The sequence below is a fragment of the Leifsonia shinshuensis genome, from assembly GCF_022606355.1.
Lineage (GTDB): Bacteria > Actinomycetota > Actinomycetes > Actinomycetales > Microbacteriaceae > Leifsonia > Leifsonia shinshuensis_B.
Genome location: NZ_JAHHZQ010000005.1, coordinates 527,850 through 545,427, shown reverse-complemented (window position 1 = coordinate 545,427; position 17,578 = coordinate 527,850). Strand labels below are relative to the sequence as shown.

Sequence of the window (17,578 nt, the reverse complement as noted above, 5' to 3'; positions counted from 1 at the left end):
GGAGCCGACCCCGCGCTAAGGGCCACGTGCCCACATTTTGCCCACACCCGTGTGAGATCACATGAGGTCGTAGTCATCTCAATGCGCTCTAAAAGCGCGGAATTCCGCGGATTTTCGGAGCCGCAACTCCCCTGGCGCGGGACCCGAGCGGACTCTTGATCCGCGGGTCGTGGGTTCGAGCCCCACGGGGCCCACCCAGTGCGTCGGAGGGATCCACGGGCCGTCGGTGGCCGGATCAGGCTCCGCGGCTTTGGGATCTGCCTACGGCTGGCCCACAGCCCTTGGGGCGCCGAGACGGCTCAATGCATCTCTGACGGCATGTTGGTCCTCATCTAGGGGTTGAAGTAGACGTCGCGGGTCATCGCGATCAACTGTCCGCGCGGCCCTAGCAGGCAAGAGCTCAGCAAGCGAAATAGTGAGTCCATCCACCCCAGCCAGGCCGGAACTTCGAGAACGGGGCGCCCTAGAGTGTGAGCGTGACGCCACCTCACCTGAATCCATTTCCTTGTGTCGAACTCGGCGGAACCCGCTTCCTCATCGACAAGAGCCGGCCGGTGGCATTTCTCCAGAGCGGAGAAACGAATCGGTTTGTGACCTGGCCGAGCGCACCGTTACCCCGACGTGCTGCGACTGCGCGTCTCATTGCGAGTTCAAACGCGGTCTGGGTCGTTTACGAAGAGGATGTCCCCGAATCAGGTGAACTTGCTTGGTCAACGGCGGTTCGGATCGGTGAGGACGGCAGAGCCACCGGGCTCGACATCGGGCAGCTGTCCGTCATCGGAGTCGACTCGGCTGGGATCTGGGCCAGTAACCGTTCGTGGCCCGCGCCGGAGACGCTTCCCGGTGAAGAGGAGTCCGAGCGAGCCCCATCCTTCGATGCTGCAGGCATACCGCTGGAGTCGTGGCACGACTTTCAGAGGCAAGAAGAACTTTGGCGTCAGGGACGCAAAGAATCAGTTGCACCCACGGTGAGGACGTCGGGAAACGTGCCCGTTTGTCGGAACGACGACGATGCTGCCTCGTACGCCTGGTACGCGTTTGCACCTGGCCAGAGCCCTGAGGAGTCGCTGACGAGGTTCGCACCCCCACCCGCGCCGGGCCCATCCGCGCCCGCCCAACTTGTCCGTTTCACTAGCGATGGACGCATCGACTCGCTATCGGTCGACCGCACGGTGTCAGAGATCGAGCAAGTGGGCTCCCGAACAGCCATCACATTCTTTCCGACCAACCCGGTCGGAACGCTCGACGAAGACCCGGGCGCGATCAGCTACTCCTACCCTCAGAGCCAGATCTTTGTCGACTTCACCACTGGCATTCCTTCCGCGCTTTCTGTGCACGACTATGAGGCCACGGCGCTCCCCACGGAGGACCGGGATGAGAACTGGGCGGACGATGAACTCGATGAAGTCTCAGAGGATGACGCGCGCGATCAGGTCGACCTCACAGGCGTCGACGGAATCGAGTGGGCACCTGCGAGGCTCAGCCCCGAAGAGATCCGGAGCGCAATCGATCGCGTGGTCGAACAGTTCGAGTGGCTTGCAAGACCGAACGCGATCTGGACGCTGCGCGACGACCAGGTACACCTTGTGGAGAGCCCGTATCAGGACGTGCAAGTCCATGTGAGCGGCGACTGGCCCCGGACCGTGGTCAAGGTCGAATTCCGCCACAGAGAGTACTCGGACGCTTTGTACCGCCGACGGTACAACGTCTTCGATCCCGCCGGTCGACCCATTGATGCCGAGTACCTCACGGTGTACCTGGAGGAGGACATCGCCACGGGCGACCATCCCGCCGAGCACGGCGGAGTCATCGAATGGCCCTTCAACCTACCTCCTGCGCTCCCCCAAGAACGCACGACGCCTCATCGACGCCATTGAGAGCGCACGCGCGGGAAACACCACCGAGCACGACCTGACCGGTGAGTGACCGCAAGCTCGCCTAGACCGCCGGCGGCTGGGAGGACTACCCCTCCTGGCAGGTCAGGATCGGCGAACGCTCAAGCGGATCAACCTCCTGATCGAAGACATCCTGCGCGATGACCCGTTCGAGGGCGTCGGCAAGCCGGAGCCGCTGAAGCACGCACTGGCCGGTGCGTGGCTGCTCGAAATGACCCTCGTTGTGAGAGTGCCACCTACTTCGTTCACAGAGTTCGATGCAGTCGCCCCCAGACTTTCATGGCGACCGCTCGGACACGCCTCAGGGCAGCGATGCGCCCGTCGGTACACGTCCGACGAAGTCGCTGTCTGCGGTGAGCACGGTGACCGGCTGGGCGCCTGCCAGCCGTACCAGGGTCGCCCAGCTGCCCACCGGATGCTTCACACCGGCCTGGAGGGCGAAGACCACAGCCGATGCGGCGGTCTTGATGAAGACATTGGTTCCGAGTGTCGCCGAGCTCTTGGGCAGGACGGCGCACAAGGTCGACGGCAGCGTCGAGACCGGAAGCGATCCGACCACCGATGGGTCGATCGGCCACAACTCGCCCTGAGCGCCGATCCAGTCCGTTCCGGAGCACGAGACCAGGTTGCTCAGAGTTGTGGGCGCGACTGTCAGCGACGAGATCGTCGCTGCACTCGCCGTGACGAGGCCGCCGGGAACGCCGAGGTCGCTCGCCGTCGTGAACGAACGGATGGGGATGATTCCGCCAGACCCGTCAGCGACGTAGACGGTGGGCGAGGTGGGGGACTTGACCAGCATCCCCGGCATCACCAGGTCCGGGCCATTCGGGATCGACGCAAGGAAGCCGTTGTTCACGGTCACGTACGCTGCCGGATCGGGCGCACTCAGCGTGGCGAGCGTCGACATCGAGAAGACACGTTGCTTGGCGCCGGCTGCATTCACGAAGTAAATCGTCGGATCGGTCGCCGACTTGACGAACAGGGCGTGATGGAGGGTGCCGACGAAATGGTTCAGCGTCAGCGCATTGCAGGTTTCAGGGTCGATGGTCGTCGATGGCAGACCGGTCGCAACACCGGAGTCGAGGATGTAGATCTTACCGGCTCCCGCGATCATGCGGGTGCCGTAGCAGTCGAACGTGTTTCGGAACGGGGTCGTCGAAGCGGTGTAGTCGGACAGCTGGGAAGCCGCGACCACATCGATCTGGAGAGGTACCCCTGCGTCGATCACCGGGTCGAACGATGTCAGCGGAGCAAGGCGCGACCAGCCGTCCACCAGGTACACGGTCGGCGATGACGTCGCCTTGACCAGCCGTCCCGGCGGGATGAAGATCCCTCCGACCGGGAACTGGTCGAGGAAGTACGACGACACCCAGTTGATGTCCGGAAAGTACGAGGCCTGCGCCCGAAGGTCGTCCATCGAGATGTAGGGGTGCTTCTTGCCGTCGTCGCCGATCGAGTACACCGTCGGGTTGCCGTGTACCCCGAGAATGGGCGGCGTGATCGAGCCGTAGTCGGCCCGCTTCAGCACATCGCAGGTCGCGTCATCGAGATGCGTGATCCCGTGTGGAGTCTTCGACAACCCGGTTGCCGGTGTGAAGTCGTGGAGCACGCCCTCGGCGCCCAGGTAGGCGTTGCCGTAACACCCCACGACGTCGCTCAGGTGCGCGGACGAGATCGTGTACGTCGAGAGCCTGCTCTTGTCGTAGACGACGGGATTCGTGCTGAAGCCCAGGTCGGTGAGCGTGGTCATCGAGTCGACGGGCACGAGAGTCGTCGAGCCGTCGACGAGGTAGACGGCCGGGGACCCCGGCATCATGACCGTGGTTCCCGGTCGGATCGCCTGGACGAGCGTCGCGCTCACCGAGGCGGCCTGCCCCTCGCCGTTGAACGTGACGGGGTCGGAGAGCTTGTGCACGGAGGCCTTGAATTTGTCGGTGAACTTCAGATCGACGCGATAGGTCCCCGGAAGGAGCGAGGTGATCGTGAGATGCCCTGTCGCGTCCGACTGGAGCCACCGGTTGGAGTCGACCCAGGTGTTGGAACCCTGGTCGAGCTGTTGGACATCGACGAAGCTGTTTCCTACGGCGGCGAGCTGCGACGCGCTCAGGCCTTTGATCGAGACGGTGGTCGCGATCGTGTTGTCCTGATAGATCGTCGCGTCGAAGCCGCTCACCAGTTTCTGGCCGCCCAGGACGACCGGCGTCGGCGGTCCGTAGGCGTTCGCGCCGTGCCAGACCTGCCCCGAGTAGCCGTTCGGTGGTCTGAACTCGATCACGTAGGGTCCATCCGCGAGCTTGCCGATCGCATAGTGTCCCGCTGAGTCGCTCGTGGCTCCGATCCATGCGGTCTGGCTGCACATGGAGGGCTGCCAAATCGCCTGGGGAATGGCACACACAGCCACGCCCGCCAGTGGCCGGGAGGCACTATCGGTCAGCGTCCCTCCGATTGTGTTCGTGTAGGACAGGGTCACCGCGACAGGCGGGATCGCGGCACTCGACCCACCGATGGCGCCTCCGGGAGAATCCCAAGAGCTTCCGCCCAACCAGGTTCCGATGTAGCCCGGATCCGTGCCCTTGTAGACGAAGTCGAGAGTGAAGGAGAAGTCGGTCGTGTCGATTCCGTCGAAGCTGAATCCCCCGGAGGAGTCTGTGAGGGCTGTCGTCGACGTGTAGGGGTAGAAGGTGCCGTTCGACAGCACATACAGCACTGCCTGCACTTCGCCGGCTGTCGCCGGCCGCGGGTTCCCGCTCGTCGGGTCGTCGAGTCGCACCGTGCCGGCCACTGTCGACGTTCCGGCCAGCACGACGGGTGCCGGCAGCACGGCTGACGGCGCGGCAACGTCGAAGGTGATGTTCTGCGGGGCGAGACCGGTCCTCAGCAGATCCGTCACCGTGGCGCGATAGTGCCCGTACGACAGCCCGGAAAGCGTCGGGTACCGGCTGTTGGCGGGAACCTGCGTCTGAGGGTCGCTCCAGGTCGCGCCATCGGACGAGTACTGCAGCGCGATCGAGATCTCGTTCGCCTGCATCGGAGCGTCGATGGTGCCCGGTACGACGCGAAAACGAACCGAGCCGACCGGAGTCGGGTCGGCGACCGCTGCCGACGAGACGGCGAACACGGAGGCGACGACGAGCACAACGGAGGTGGCCGCGAAAGCGGCCCGCCTAATCAGGTTCACATTGGCACCTTTACATGGCGACGTCGAGGACCAGTGAGCCTCGGTGGCAACACTATGGGGCGCTCGGCCGCAGCCCTCTACCCCAAAATGGGGGACCGACTCCGCGACGCTGTCGGGGGCACGCATCGGCCTCGGCAGCGCCCGGAAGAACGACGAGGCGATGGCTCGTCTCGGAGTGTCTATCGCGCAGCGGTGACTCCGACGCTGGACGAGCACGCGGGCCGGGCGGCGGAGGGGTCGCCCTTCTCACGTGTCGCGCCGGCGTTCTAAGCTCCGATCGTGGCGAGCGACGACGACTACTCGGTGATCCGCGTCTTTCCCGACTACGCGGACAGTGTGATGTGGTTCATCATCGGAACCGTCTCGTACGACGAGTCCTGCGTCAGCGACACCCTCCGGCGCGACATGGAGGCCTGGGAAAGCCACTACTGCCAGGCGATGGGCGACGACCTCGTGTGGCGGTCACCGGACGATGAGAAGTATCACGTCGCGGAAGGGCGTCGCCTCGCAGAATCCCTGTCTGTCGAGGTGGGTCACGCTTTCGAGGTCGAGTACTTCGACGAAGGCGACCGAAAGGTCCGGGTGCGGTCAGACGAGCGGGCCTCGAACGAACGCGCCGCCCGCGCGTTCGCCGACGTACGCGCTTCGCACACAGAGCTCATCGCGCGGATCGAGCGCGAGACCGAGGCCGGAGCCGTCTTCGGCTGGTTCGCGAACGACCCGAACGACGAAGCGCGTGAGTGACGCCGCTCGGCGACCGCACGGAGCCGCGGCCAGTGGAGGACGCGGACGTCACCCCAGGTGCGACCGGATGAAGATGACGGCGTAGGCCACGAATCCGACGGCGCCGACGATCATGCCCGCGATCGCCAGTCCGCCGCCGCGGGCCTGGCCGAGGCGCGCCGCACGGTAGCCGCGCGCGGCGATCGCAGCGCCGAGCGCGCCAATGAAGCCGAGCACGAAGAGGCTCACGCACGAGATCACGAAGCCCCAGATCGCCGGCTGGCTGAACGGAAGTCGCTGAGCCTGCGGCGGGGAAACCGGAGGGCCGGGCGGGATCGGCTGGATCGGCGGGCCGGGCGGGATCGGCTGCTGGCTCGTGGGCGGTTCGGGCTCGTCCATGTCGTCTCCTGTCGGCCGCGGCAGCGTGGGCGGCTGGCACGACTGTAGTGCCGGCGCGCGCTCTCCCCCTCCGGCAACGGCCGTGTCGTGGATCCGAACCTCGCCGCACTATCCTCCATCGCGCACTACAACGCATTCCGTGGTACCGTGTGAAACGAAACAGTGGAGGTCGCGTGGATACGACGCAATTGCTCAAGGGGGTGCTCGACGTGGCTGTTCTGGCCGTGGTCCAGCACGAAGACGGCTACGGGTACGACATCGTGCGGCGGCTGCGGGAGGCCGGCCTCGGCGATGTCGGCGACGCCTCGGTCTACGGCACCCTGCGGAGGCTGTACACGGCGGGCGCCGTCTCCAGCTACATGGCGCCGTCCGAAGGCGGCCCCAACCGCAAGTACTACGCGATCAGCTCCGCAGGCCGCGAGATGCTCGCGAGCCAGCGGGAGACCTGGACGTCGTTCTCGGCTGCGATGTCCGCCCTGCTCGACGAACCCCAGACCCTGACCGCCGTCCACACGATCGGAGACCGCTGATGCCCACGACCACCCTGCGGGACGATGTCGCGGCCTTCGCCGCCGCCGTACGTGCCCACCTCGACGACCTGCCGGCCGACGAGGTCGAAGACCTCACCGACGGGCTGGAGTCCGACCTCCTCGAGCAGGCCGAGGACAACGGCGGCCGACTCGCCGAAGAGGATGCCGCACAGTACGCGGCCGAGTTGCGGGCCTCCGCCGGCCTGCCCGATCGCCCGGCAGGGTCGGCCGCGCCGCTGCGGAACCGCTTCGCCGACGTCGTCGCGCACGCCAGGACGCGGATGTCCGAGCTCGCGCGGTCGAGCAGGTTCGGTGTGTGGCTGACCGACCTTCTGCTCGCGCTGCGGCCGGTGTGGTGGGTGTTCCGCGGCTGGGCTGTCTACGTCGTCGGGTGGATGCTCGTCGCGGGCCAGTCGCGGCTCCTGCCGGACGGCCTCCCCGGCTGGGTGCTGCTCGTCGCGGTCGTGCTGGTCAGCATCCAGTGGGGCCGTGGCCGGTGGCTGCCGATGGGGTGGCTGAAGGGTGTTCGACTGCTCATCTCCATCGTGGCCGTCGTGTCGGCGCCGTTCCTCGCCACCGCCGCACTGAACGCCGTCGCCAACGCGTACTCCGTGTCGCAGGTCTCCTCCGAGCCCGCACCCGTCGGCCTCACCCAGGACGGCCAGCCGGTCACCAACATCTTCGGCTACGACGCAGAGGGGAAGCCGCTCGAGCACGTCCAGCTCTTCGACCAGGACGGTGAGCCGCTCCTCACGGTCGGGCGGTCGGAGACAGGGAGCGACTCCGACTACACCGGGGACCCAAACAGCGTGAGGATCCCCTTCGCGAAGGCGGGGCACGACTACGTCTGGAACGTGTTCCCGCTGCGCGAGGCGCCGCTGTCGGAATCCGGACAGGTCGAGACGGGCAAGGCACAGGCGGTGCCGCTCCCGTTTCAGGTGACGTCGCCGCTGAGTGCGTACCGGCAGCCGGCGGCCGGGTCTGCGGCGACGGCGGGGCCGACACCGTCACCGACAGCGGGACCGACGGGAGCACCGACGCCGGCCGCGACGGCACCGTCCACTCCCCTCCCGACGCCGACTCCGGCGCCATGACGGCGGCGGAGGCCGCGCCGGGCGGCATCGATCCTGCGGCGATCGAGCTGCCGCGGACGGTCTCCATCGACGTGACCGACCTGATGCTGCTTCTGACGCCGGAGTCCGCCTGAGGCACCGGCCTCGGAGAGGAGAGTGGGGTGCGCGACGGCGGCCGCTCCGGCCGGGCTCAGGCCACCGGCCCCTGGGCGAGCGTGACGCTCGCGGTGTGGGAGGTGCCGGAGGCGTCCGTCCAGGTCACGCTGACGCTGTCGCCGGGGGCGTGGGCGCCGAGCGCGGCCGTCAGGGCCGACGCCGAGTCGATCGCGGTGCCGTTGACCGCGGTGATGGTGTCGCCGGCGGCCAGGCCGGCGGCTGCGGCGGGGCTCCCGTCGATGACGCCGGCGATCGTCGCGCCGGAGGTCGCCGCTCCCGCGGTGTCGCCGGTCGATGAGCCGGAGCCGAAAGCACCGCCGCCGTCCGTCGTACCCGATCCGGAACCCGTGCTCGCGTCGCTCGCCGAGTCGACCGCCACGCCCAAGAAGGCGGGGTAGCCGATCGTCACCGTCGATGACGACCGGCCCGACTCGATCTGGCCGGCGATGGTCAGCGCGGTCCCGATCGGGATCGCGTATCCCGCGGTCGCCGCTCCGCCCTGCTCTGCAGCGGTGTCGATGCCGATCACCTGGTCCGCGGAGTTGAAGAGCGGGCCTCCGGAGTCGCCGGCCTGGATGTCCGCGTCGGTCTCGATGAGGCCGTTCAGGGTCTCCGAGGCGGCGGTCTGCTCGGCCTGGGTCGTGATGGTCTGGTCGAGCGCCGTAATCGCGCCGGGCGATGCGGACGGCGTCCCTCCGGCGCCGCCGGCGTTGCCGACACCGGTGACCGCCTCGCCGACGGACGCGTCCGATGCGGTGTCGAGGGTGGCGGTGCTGAGGCCGGAGGCGTTGCCGAGCTGGAGGACGGCGATGTCGTCCGTCGCGTCGGTGCCCACGACCGTCGCCGTGTACTGGGCGCCCGTGGAGACGACCGTGACACTGATGCTGGTCGCCCCCTCGACCACGTGGTTGTTCGTCAGGATCTCGCCGCTCGAGGTCAGGACGAGGCCGGTGCCCGCGCTCTCCGCCTGGGCGTACGTCAACTGGGAGGTGATGTCGACGACGCCGGCCTCCTGCGCGGCCGTCGCGCTCGCCAGTGCGGAGGACCCCGAGGAGCCGGCCGACGAGCCGGAGCCTCCGCTGCCGGAACCGTAGCCCCCGCCGTAGCCGTAGCCGTAGCCTCCGGACCCATACCCGGAGCCGATTCGCCCGAGGGCGGCATGGATGCTCGCCGACGACGCGGCCGCCGATGCTGGAGTGGCCGTGGCCGTGGCCGTGGCTGCGCCCGCCGCGAGCCCGAAGGCCGCCCCGACAGCAGCCGTCGCGGCGACCGCCGTCGACAGCACGATCGCGCGGCGGCCCCGATGGGGACGCCGGCCCGGCCGTGCATCGGCAAGCGCCTGCGCACCTCGCTCGTTCGTACCCGTGGGAAGCCCGTCGACGTTGTCCATGGCTCTCGTCCTCTCAGCTGTGTCGCGTGATGGCGACAGCACAGCGCAGCCGAGTGAGAGACCCTCATGGGCGACCTATGGCCTCGCCGGGAGAAACCCAGGGTCTGCTGTGAAGACTCCCCGACTCACCCCGACGGCATGGGAGATGGCGACAGGCTCAGCGCTCACACCCGGTTCTCGTGGCGGACCGGCTTCAGCCGTTCCGGGGCGTCCGCCGCCTCGGGGAACTCGCAGCGGAACGAGCCCTCATAGCCGAACAGGAAGCCCAGCACAGCGTTGTGCACCTCCATCCGGATCCGGTACACGCCCTCCTGGTCGTCGAACCACTCGTGCAGGCGCGCCCGCCCGCTGAAGAGCATCGGAAACCGGAACCCGATCAGTGGCCCTTCGTAGAACCGCTGGGCTCCCGAGACAAGGTGCAGCGACCCGTCGTCCCCGACGCTCAGCTCCAGGTCGACCGCCAGATGCTGGTGCGTGCCGAGGTAGTCGACGACGCGTCCGTCGTGGAGGATCATGGTCGCGTCGAAACGGCTGGGCCGGCGCCGCACCCGGTACTCCCGCACGAACGTCACGGTCTCGCGGCCGAGGGGATCGCGATACGGGAAGTTCTCGATCGTGAACGGGACGTTCTCGCCGACGTCGGCGATCAGGATGTTGCGGAGCCGCCCGAGCTGGAGGAACGGGACGACCCACCACGGCCCACGGCGGATGCGCGACATCACGCCGGTGCCGACACACGCGTATCCCGCGCCCAGGCCGACGCCGAACCGCTTCTGCATCATCGGAGACAGCCGGGCGAAGTCCTCCCCGAGCGCTTCGGCGAAGATCGAGGTCACGGCGCCTCCAGAGTCTCGAGCGTCGCGGGCTCGCGGTCCGCCCCGCGAGCGTAGCGCGGGGCGCGCAGGCACCGGGAGGCGCGGGGCCGGCCGCGCCGCCAGAACTGCAGCACGGTCCAGAGCGGCCACTCCTCCGGGGGCGTGCCGGTCTCTGCCCAGATCCGGAGCCGGTCGAAGCTCCACGCGGTCATCCAGCCGATCAGCGGTCGGGAGACGAGCGCGTCCACAAGCCTCCCCCACCCGGGCGCGTAGTCGTAACCGGTGATGAAGGTGGTTCCGGATTCGGTGGGGAGGTAGCGCCAGTAGCCCCGCCCCTCGCCGAGCGGGGAGAGGCGGTCGCTGGTCGTGAAACGGAGCGCGGAGGTGCGTGTGCCGTCCGGCCGGGTGCGCTCGCCGAGGGAGGTGCCGGTGCCGACGATCGTGTGCAGCGGGATCCTCCGCTCGTACCGGAACCGGTACCCTCCGCTCGCCAACCGGTCGGTGGGCACGATCGAGCTGAACCGCAGGTCCCAGCGCGGGTGCAGCGCCGGATCCTGCGTCAGCGCCCAGAGCTCGTCGACGGCGCAGGCGATGTCGATCTCGACATAGACGCGACCTGTCCGCATCCCCTCATCCTGGCCAAGAGCCGCCGGTTCACGCAGGCCCCCGATCGGAGGCCAGGCGGCCGCTCCGGGTTCAGCGTGGGGCCGAGACCATCGTCGACGTCTGCGACTGACCGCCGTGACGTCTCCGCTCATGCGACCCCGGTGACCCGGCCGCGCTCCAGCACGTAACCCACCGCGACCGCGCCCGCGACGCACAGCATGATCGGGGCGAGCAGCTCGGGCCCCTGGTTCGTGAACTCCATCACCAGGAGCAGTGCGGTGAGCGGTGCGCGCATGGTCACCGCCAGGAACGCCGCCGCCCCGAGCAGGGCGAAGGCCGCGAGCGGTTCCCCCGGCCAGGCCAGTTGCCAGACCCCGCCCAGCGTCAGGCCCAGCCCGGCGCCGATCGCGAGCGACGGGGTGAGCGTTCCGCCCGCTGCGCCCGCTCCGATCGTCCCGACGGTGGCCGCGGTCTTCACCAGCGTGATCACGAGGATGATGACGACCGGCAGTGACGCCGACAGCGCGAGCTGCCCGAGCGAACGGCCGTTGCCGAGGATCGCCGGCAGCCAGAGCGAGGCCACCCCGACCGCGGCGAACACCAGCGGCATCACGATCAGGATGCCCCACGATTTCGGGCGGTGGTTCTGGGCCAGGCGCGTCAAGCGGACGAAGCCGACGGCGGCGAAGCCGACGATCGGTCCGGCCAGGATCGCCCAGACCACGATCTGCGGGTGCAGCGGCACCTGCTCGACCACGTAGAGCGGGTTGGCCGGCACCACGAGGCGCGCCACCAACGCTGCGATCGCAGACGTGGCGAGGGCCGGGAGGACCGTGGCGAAGCTGATCTCGGCGAGCAGGATCTCGACCGCGAAGACCGCACCGCCGAAGGGCACGTTGTAGACCGCGGCGAGGCCGGCCCCGGCGCCGCACGCGACCAGGATGCGCCGCTCCCTGGCGCTCACGCCCGCACGGTCGGCCAGCCATGACGCCCACCACGCCGCGATCTCACGTGGCGCGACCTCGCGACCGATCGAGGCGCCGAGGCCGACGATGACGACCTGGAGGGCGGCGTTCAGGAGGGTCACCAGGCCGGGCATCCGCTTGCCCCCGACCGCGGCCTCCACCGACACGACGGCGTGGTCGGCCCGGCGGCGACCCCACGCGCGCAGGAAGTACCAGCCGACGGCGCCGACGATGCCGGCCACCACCAGCGCGACGACGCGGTTCACCGGCGGGGCCTCGAGCAGCCCCTCGAGGAAGCTGCCCTCCGAGTAGCCGAACGCCAGGTGCTGGATGCTGTGGAGGCCCAGGTAGACGAGCCCGCCGCCGATCCCCGCGCCGACGCCGACCAGCGCGGTCACGACGACGAGCCGGATCAGCCAGCCGGGCGTGGTGGGTCCGGGCTGGCGGCGGGCGATGGGCACGGAATCAGGCTATCGCCGGCCGCCGCGGCGGTGCGTCACGGCGCGGCCAGGGCGCCGACGGTGAGCAGCTTGACGGTCGTGGTCGTGCAGGCCGTGACGTTGTCGTCCTTCACGAACAGCGACTCGGTGGATCCGGGCGGGTAGACGCGGAACCCGTCAGCCTTCTGCGGCTTGCAGTCCGCCTCCGGGTAGTTCATCGCCTGGGTGATCTTCAGCGGCGCCTGCGCGGTGCCGCCCGGCTGCAGGACGACCGTCGCGTGCGGAGTGCTCCGGTCGAAGTCCGCCGGGTTGCCGAGCTGGGTGCCGTTGCCGTCGCCGACGAACGAGACACCGGGCCAGCCCTGCAGCGAGCACTGGCCAGAGCCGTTGTTGGTGAGAACCAGGGTGACCTCCACGCTTCCGGCGGCCCCGCCACCTCCCTGTCCGATGGTGCCGGTCAGGTCGGACGTCGCGCACTGCCCTTCGATGGGCTGTGAGGTGCTGGTCCCGGTCGGCCGCGGCGACGCGGAACCGGTGCCCGTGGGCGACTCCGATGATGTGGGGGACGCCGAAGGACCACCCCCTGCCGCACAGCCGGCGACGCCGACCGCGAGCGCTGCTGCCAGCGCGAGCGTGACGACGGTACGAGCGAGGGCAGGGCTGGAGGACGCGGACATGCCCTATTGTCAGCACGCCGCACCCGCCGCTCGCACCACGGCGCGCCGCCCTGCCTGCACTTGCCCTGGCAGTATGGACGCATGAAAGCGCTCGGACAGTGGCTCGCCCGTTGGTGGACGGTCCTCGTCCCGATCGTCGGAGTCGTCGTCCTCATCGCCTTCTGGACGGTCGAGCTCGAGCCGCTCGCCGTGGCGTTGATCGCGGTCGTCCTGGCGGGAACGGTGCTGGCCGCGGTGCAGCACGCGGAGGTCGTGGCGCACCGGGTCGGCGAGCCCTTCGGGTCCCTCGTGCTCGCCGTCGCCGTCACGGTCATCGAGGTGGCCCTCATCGTCACGCTCATGACGACAGGCAAAGACAGCGCGACACTGGCGCGCGACACGGTCTTCTCCGCCGTGATGATCACGATGAACGGCATCGTCGGACTCAGCCTGCTGTTGAGCGCCTCACGACGCGAGACCACGACGTTCAACGCGCAGGGCAGCGGAGCAGCACTCGGAACGGTGGCCGCGATGGCGACGCTCACGATGGTGCTCCCGACCTTCACCGAGGCGACACCGGGGCCCGAGTTCTCGCCCAGCCAGCTCACCTTCGCGGCCATCGCCTCCGTGCTGCTCTACGGGATGTTCGTCTTCACGCAGACCTTCGCGCACCGAGACTTCTTCCTGCCGGTGTCGCCCAAGGGGCGGCCCATCACCGACGACGAGGACACCCACGCGGACGCGCCGTCGACCCGCACCGCGCTCATCAGCGTCGGCCTGCTCCTCGTCGCGCTCGTCGCCGTCGTGGGACTCGCCAAGCTGGAGTCGACACCGATCGAGCGCGCCGTGACCGGGATCGGCCTCCCGCAGTCGTTCGTGGGTGTGATCATCGCGCTCCTGGTGCTGCTGCCGGAGGGCATCGCCGCGTCGAAGGCCGCGCGACGCAACCGCATGCAGACCAGCCTGAACCTCGCCCTCGGCTCGGCGATCGCGAGCATCGGCCTCACGATCCCGGCGATCGCGGTCGCGTCGATCTGGCTGCCCGGCCCACTGCACCTGGGCCTCGGCTCCAGCCAGATCGTGCTGCTGATGCTCACGGTCGTGATCAGCATTCTGACGATCATGCCCGGCCAGGCGGCCCGCATCAAGGGCGGCATCCACCTCATCATCTTCGCGGCGTTCATCTTCCTGTCGATCGCGCCGTGACGTCGTAGGCCTCGCGCCGACGGCGTAGGGTGACGCCATGACCGAGCGCGACCCGCGAGTGGATGCGTACCTCGCTGGGCTGCCGTCGTGGCAGCAGGAGGTCTTCGGCGAGCTGCGGGACATCCTCCACGAGGCGGATCCCGCGATCGAGGAGACGATCAAGCGCTCCGTGCAGCCCTACTTCGTGCTGGACGGCAACGTCGCCGCGTTCCTGGCGGCGAAGGACCATGTCAACCTGTTCGTCTACGACGGCGGCATCGTGCCGGACCCGAGCGGGCTGGTCACGGCAGGCCACGGCAACGCGACGGCGCGGACGATCGGCTTCCGCGAGGGCGACAGGATCGACCGCGAGGCGCTCTTGGTCTTCCTGCGCAGGCTCATCGCCGACAACCGCGCGGGCGGGTGGCGCACTCTCACCGGCCGGCGCTGACCGCCGCGTCGCCGACCGCTCCGTCTCTGACCGCCGCATCCCAGAGCTGCTCCGCCGCGAGCCGGGCGGCGAGCGGGGTCCCGCCGCACAGCGCCGCACTCGCCGAGGCGCCGTCGAACAGGAGCGTCAGCTGCACGGCGAGCACGTGCGGCGACGTCGCTCCCGCTGCCTCCGCCTGACGCTGGAAGTACGCCGTCAGCTCCCCCTTGAAGTGCTGCGCGACGACGGCAGCCGGATGGTCACGATCCCGCAGCTCGGTGGCGACGTTGACGAAGGGGCAGCCGAAGTAGTCCCCGGCCTCCGCGGCCCGATGGAGGGCGTCGTAGACGTGCAGCACCCGCTCGCGCGGCGAGCGCCCGTCGCTCTCGTCGCTGAAGTAGCCCGCGACCACGCGCGGACCGTACTCGCGGAGCATGTCGGCAACGATCGCGTCTTTGCTCTCGAAGTGCTGGTAGATGGAGCGCTTGGAGACCTGCGCCTCCTGGGCGAGCCGGTCGACCCCGACGGCGTTCACGCCCTCGCGGATGAAGAGCCGCGCTGCCGCCTCGAGCACGCGCTCCCTCGGGCGGGGGCGGGCGGGGGCGGTCGACGTCATGCGCTCGATTCTACGGGCGCGGTTGTACAAAGTAAACCGATCTGTGTACATTGGGCGGAAACAGATCGGTTTACTTTTGGAGGAATCCCCATGACAGCTCTCACCGGACGCGTCGCCCTCGTCACCGGCGCCAACCGCGGCCTGGGTGCCGCGTTCGTCGCCGAGCTCCTCGAACGCGGCGCCGCGAAGGTCTACGCTGCGGCACGCCGCCCCGAGACCGTCGCCGTCACCGACCCGCGTGTCGTCCCCCTCGAACTGGACGTGACCGACGCCGACAGCATCCGGCGCGCCGCGGAGGCCGCCCCCGACGTGACCGTGCTGGTCAACAACGCGGGCATCGGCGTGAACCAGTCGCTCGTGACCGGCGACCTCGAGCAGATCCACCGCGAGTTCGACACGAACTTCTGGGGACCGGTTTTCGTGACGCGCGCGTTCGCCCCCGCCATCGCGGGCAACGGCGGCGGTGCGATCGTGAACATGCACTCCGCGCTCAGCTGGTACGCGATCGGCTCCTACAGCGCGACGAAGGCGGCGCTCTGGTCGGCGAGCAACTCGACGCGTGTCGAACTGGCGCCGCAAGGAATCCAGGTCGTCGGCGTCCACGTGGGCTACGTGGACACCGAGATGGCGGCGAACGCAGACGGCTACAAGGTGCCGCCGGCCCAGGTCGTGACGGAGGCGCTGGACGCCGTGGCCGCCGGAGACGCCGAGGCCATCGTCGGAGAGACCGCGCAGCGCGTGAAGTCCGTGCTGCACGAGGACGTTCGCGCGCTCTACCCCCAGCTCGCCAAGTAGGAGTCGCCGGCGAACCCGCGCGGACGGATTCCCCACTGCGCCGTCCAGGTCTCGTCCGGTTCCAGCCAGCGCAGGCCCCTGCCGGTGTTCAACGCGTTCGCCGGCGCCGTCATGGGCTCCACGGCGAGCGCCACCTCCCCCGCCTCCTTCGTCGCGAAGGCGCGGTGGGTGAACAGCTGGACGTAAGCGAACGACGCATCGCCCCACAGGGTGACGGTGCGACCGTCCGCTGCGGCCAGCGTGTGCTCGACGGGCGAGGCGAGATCGCCGAACCCGTCGTTCAGGTCGAGATCGGCGACGACCCGCCCCGCGCCGAGGTCGTACGACGTGCCGGCGACCGGCGTCTCGCCGATCACATTCAAGCGGTCGTCGGTCTCGAAACGCATACCCGCGTGCACGGTCAGCGTCAGCTGCGCTGGCGGCACGTCGCCGATGCGCAGATAGGGGTGCGCACCGATCGCGACGGGCGCGGGACGAGGGCTGCGGTTGGTGACCGTGTGGGTGACGGTCAGCCCCTCCGTGTCGAGCTCGTGCGTGACCGTCGTGTCGAGCACGAACGGGTAGCCGGACTCGGGATAGATCGTCGCAGCCTGGGTGAGCGCGGAGTCGGAGCGCTCGACGAGCGCGTACGGACGGAATCGCAGCAGGCCGTGCGAGGCGTTCCCGAGCGCCGGCTCGGTGATCGCCAGCCGCTGCGGGACGCCGTCCAGCTCCCACACGCCGTCCTTCACCCGGTTCGGCCACGGCACCAGCACGATGCCGTCGGCCGAGGGAGGCGTGGAGTCCTCCGGGAAGGGCTCGATAAGGTCCGCGCCTCCATAGCGGAGGGTGCGGATGCCGGCCGCGACCTGGGTGATTGTCGCGGTCAGATCGCCGAACTCGAGCTCGTACTGTTCTCCGGTCGGTGCGCGCATAGGCACAGCGTATTACTCAGGCGATGGTCACCGGCAGGCCCGCCGCCCGGAGCGCCCGCACGTCGTCCTGGTCGGCCGACTCCCCCGTCAGCAGTCCCGCCACCTCATCGATCGCGGCGATGCGACCGACGTGCGTGCGGCCGAGCTTGGAGCCGTCGGCGACCACGAGCGCCCTGCTGCAGGTCGCGACCATCACGCGCTTGAGGTCGGCCTCCGGCAGATTCACATTGGTGACGCCGCCGACGGGATGAACGCCGGTGCAGCCGATGAACGCCAGGTCTGCGTGCACGCGCTCCAGCAGGGTGGAGGCCAGCGGCTCCACCAGGGAGTGCTGCAGCGGCCGCAGAGTGCCCCCCGTGACGACCACCTGGAACCGCGGGATCGCGCGCTCCAGCTCGAGCGCGATCGTGAGGCCGTTGGTGATGACGGTCACGTCCTCCAGGTCGTCGCGGTCGGCCAGGGCGCGGGCGATGGCCGCGGTCGTGGTCCCGACGTCGAGCAGGACGCTGCTGCCCGATTCGACCAGCTGCGCCGCCGCGGCGCCGATGCGCCGCTTCTCCTCCGCCGACGACTCGAGAGCCTCCTCGAAGCTCGCCTCGCGCGTCCCCGCCGCCCGGAGCACGGCCCCGCCGTGGACCCGCCGGATGCTCTGCTGCGCGTCGAGCGCGTCGAGGTCGGTGCGCACGGTCACGTCGGAGACCTGGAACTCCTCGCTCAGCTCGGCGACACGCACGAACCCGGATCGACCGATCCGTTCGAGCATCCGCTCGCGACGGAGGGCGGCCGGCAGCGGTTCGGTCATACCGGCAATG

General features: G+C 69.1%; 17 protein-coding genes, 1 tRNA gene and 1 pseudogene. 9 read left to right on the top strand and 10 right to left on the bottom strand.

The genetic code is table 11. The features are described from left to right. Positions 1–130: 130 nt before the first annotated feature. From KNO15_RS21350 to KNO15_RS23540, 3 genes and pseudogenes are all read left to right on the top strand, one after another. Positions 131–194: transfer RNA gene (locus KNO15_RS21350), tRNA-Lys, on the top strand. Between the two features lie 978 nt (positions 195–1,172). Beyond that, positions 1,173–1,877 carry a hypothetical protein gene (locus KNO15_RS21345; protein ID WP_241705945.1) on the top strand — a complete coding sequence of 235 codons (705 nt, stop codon included), beginning with the start codon at positions 1,173–1,175 and terminating at the stop codon, positions 1,875–1,877. Between the two features lie 76 nt (positions 1,878–1,953). Further along, positions 1,954–2,043, top strand: a pseudogene (locus tag KNO15_RS23540) (hypothetical protein); the annotation flags it as partial. A gap of 153 nt (positions 2,044–2,196) precedes the next feature. On the opposite strand, the gene KNO15_RS21335 reads toward KNO15_RS23540, so the two are convergent. After that, positions 2,197–5,073, bottom strand: coding sequence for a carboxypeptidase-like regulatory domain-containing protein (locus KNO15_RS21335; protein WP_241705944.1), 2,877 nt, complete (start codon positions 5,071–5,073; stop codon positions 2,197–2,199). Between the two features lie 279 nt (positions 5,074–5,352). Between KNO15_RS21335 and KNO15_RS21330 the strand changes: the two genes are divergently transcribed. Further along, complete coding sequence (locus KNO15_RS21330) at positions 5,353–5,817, top strand: hypothetical protein (RefSeq protein WP_241705943.1); 465 nt, start codon at positions 5,353–5,355, stop codon at positions 5,815–5,817. 48 nt (positions 5,818–5,865) lie between these two features. On the opposite strand, the gene KNO15_RS21325 is transcribed toward KNO15_RS21330, so the two are convergent. Further along, entirely contained in the window at positions 5,866–6,195 is a 330-nt protein-coding gene (locus KNO15_RS21325; protein WP_241705942.1) for a DUF4190 domain-containing protein, read from the bottom strand. Positions 6,196–6,368: 173 nt separating this feature from the next. Between KNO15_RS21325 and KNO15_RS21320 the strand changes: the two genes are divergently transcribed. Beyond that, a complete protein-coding gene (locus KNO15_RS21320; RefSeq protein WP_241705941.1) occupies positions 6,369–6,725 on the top strand; it encodes a PadR family transcriptional regulator in 357 nt (118 codons plus the stop codon). Continuing rightward, positions 6,725–7,819 carry a hypothetical protein gene (locus KNO15_RS21315; protein ID WP_241705940.1) on the top strand — a complete coding sequence of 365 codons (1,095 nt, stop codon included), beginning with the start codon at positions 6,725–6,727 and terminating at the stop codon, positions 7,817–7,819. The genes KNO15_RS21320 and KNO15_RS21315 overlap by 1 nt, the downstream gene beginning before the upstream one ends. A 169-nt stretch (positions 7,820–7,988) precedes the next feature. On the opposite strand, the gene KNO15_RS21310 is transcribed toward KNO15_RS21315, so the two are convergent. From KNO15_RS21310 to KNO15_RS21290, 5 genes are all read right to left on the bottom strand, one after another. Beyond that, a complete protein-coding gene (locus tag KNO15_RS21310; protein ID WP_241705939.1) occupies positions 7,989–9,344 on the bottom strand; it encodes a S1C family serine protease in 1,356 nt (451 codons plus the stop codon). Between the two features lie 164 nt (positions 9,345–9,508). Beyond that, positions 9,509–10,180 carry a DUF4166 domain-containing protein gene (locus tag KNO15_RS21305; protein ID WP_241705938.1) on the bottom strand — a complete coding sequence of 224 codons (672 nt, stop codon included), beginning with the start codon at positions 10,178–10,180 and terminating at the stop codon, positions 9,509–9,511. Further along, on the bottom strand, positions 10,177–10,785 hold the full coding sequence (locus tag KNO15_RS21300) for an SRPBCC family protein (RefSeq protein ID WP_241705937.1): 609 nt from the start codon (positions 10,783–10,785) through the stop codon (positions 10,177–10,179). Before KNO15_RS21300 ends, KNO15_RS21305 begins: the two co-directional genes overlap by 4 nt. 128 nt (positions 10,786–10,913) lie before the next feature. After that, positions 10,914–12,191, bottom strand: a complete 1,278-nt coding sequence (locus KNO15_RS21295; protein ID WP_241705936.1) for a chloride channel protein — start codon at positions 12,189–12,191, stop codon at positions 10,914–10,916. 35 nt (positions 12,192–12,226) lie between these two features. Continuing rightward, positions 12,227–12,847, bottom strand: coding sequence for a DUF4232 domain-containing protein (locus tag KNO15_RS21290; RefSeq protein WP_241705935.1), 621 nt, complete (start codon positions 12,845–12,847; stop codon positions 12,227–12,229). 81 nt (positions 12,848–12,928) lie between these two features. Here KNO15_RS21290 and KNO15_RS21285 point away from each other — a divergent pair, with 81 nt between their 5' ends. Beyond that, positions 12,929–14,032: a calcium:proton antiporter gene (locus KNO15_RS21285; protein WP_241705934.1), complete on the top strand. Its 1,104-nt coding sequence runs from the start codon at positions 12,929–12,931 to the stop codon at positions 14,030–14,032. Positions 14,033–14,069: 37 nt separating this feature from the next. Continuing rightward, complete coding sequence (locus KNO15_RS21280; RefSeq protein ID WP_241705933.1) at positions 14,070–14,462, top strand: DUF1801 domain-containing protein; 393 nt, start codon at positions 14,070–14,072, stop codon at positions 14,460–14,462. Here the strand turns inward: KNO15_RS21280 and KNO15_RS21275 are convergent. Then, entirely contained in the window at positions 14,446–15,057 is a 612-nt protein-coding gene (locus tag KNO15_RS21275; RefSeq protein WP_241705932.1) for a TetR/AcrR family transcriptional regulator, read from the bottom strand. The two genes, KNO15_RS21280 and KNO15_RS21275, sit on opposite strands and share 17 nt — an antisense overlap. A 90-nt stretch (positions 15,058–15,147) precedes the next feature. On the opposite strand from KNO15_RS21275, the gene KNO15_RS21270 reads away from it, so the two are divergent. Next, positions 15,148–15,852, top strand: coding sequence for an SDR family oxidoreductase (locus tag KNO15_RS21270; RefSeq protein WP_241705931.1), 705 nt, complete (start codon positions 15,148–15,150; stop codon positions 15,850–15,852). On the opposite strand, the gene KNO15_RS21265 is transcribed toward KNO15_RS21270, so the two are convergent. Next, positions 15,831–16,766 (bottom strand): aldose 1-epimerase family protein, encoded by a 936-nt coding sequence (locus KNO15_RS21265; protein ID WP_241705930.1) that lies wholly within the window; start codon positions 16,764–16,766, stop codon positions 15,831–15,833. The genes KNO15_RS21270 and KNO15_RS21265 overlap by 22 nt on opposite strands. 16 nt (positions 16,767–16,782) lie before the next feature. Next, a complete protein-coding gene (locus tag KNO15_RS21260) occupies positions 16,783–17,568 on the bottom strand; it encodes a DeoR/GlpR family DNA-binding transcription regulator (protein ID WP_241705929.1) in 786 nt (261 codons plus the stop codon). Positions 17,569–17,578 lie beyond the last annotated feature (10 nt).

Excerpts from the sequence above, each read along its gene's own strand:
- KNO15_RS21290 (WP_241705935.1), bottom strand. The coding sequence starts at position 12,847 with ATGTCCGCGTCCTCCAGCCCTGCCCTCGCTCGTACCGTCGTCACGCTC.
- KNO15_RS21285 (WP_241705934.1), top strand. The coding sequence starts at position 12,929 with ATGAAAGCGCTCGGACAGTGGCTCGCCCGTTGGTGGACGGTCCTCGTC.
- KNO15_RS21300 (WP_241705937.1), bottom strand. The coding sequence starts at position 10,785 with ATGCGGACAGGTCGCGTCTATGTCGAGATCGACATCGCCTGCGCCGTC.
- KNO15_RS21325 (WP_241705942.1), bottom strand. The coding sequence starts at position 6,195 with ATGGACGAGCCCGAACCGCCCACGAGCCAGCAGCCGATCCCGCCCGGC.
- KNO15_RS21310 (WP_241705939.1), bottom strand. The coding sequence starts at position 9,344 with ATGGACAACGTCGACGGGCTTCCCACGGGTACGAACGAGCGAGGTGCG.
- KNO15_RS21315 (WP_241705940.1), top strand. The coding sequence starts at position 6,725 with ATGCCCACGACCACCCTGCGGGACGATGTCGCGGCCTTCGCCGCCGCC.
- KNO15_RS21270 (WP_241705931.1), top strand. The coding sequence starts at position 15,148 with ATGACAGCTCTCACCGGACGCGTCGCCCTCGTCACCGGCGCCAACCGC.
- KNO15_RS21260 (WP_241705929.1), bottom strand. The coding sequence starts at position 17,568 with ATGACCGAACCGCTGCCGGCCGCCCTCCGTCGCGAGCGGATGCTCGAA.
- KNO15_RS21275 (WP_241705932.1), bottom strand. The coding sequence starts at position 15,057 with ATGACGTCGACCGCCCCCGCCCGCCCCCGCCCGAGGGAGCGCGTGCTC.
- KNO15_RS21265 (WP_241705930.1), bottom strand. The coding sequence starts at position 16,766 with ATGCGCGCACCGACCGGAGAACAGTACGAGCTCGAGTTCGGCGATCTG.
- KNO15_RS21280 (WP_241705933.1), top strand. The coding sequence starts at position 14,070 with ATGACCGAGCGCGACCCGCGAGTGGATGCGTACCTCGCTGGGCTGCCG.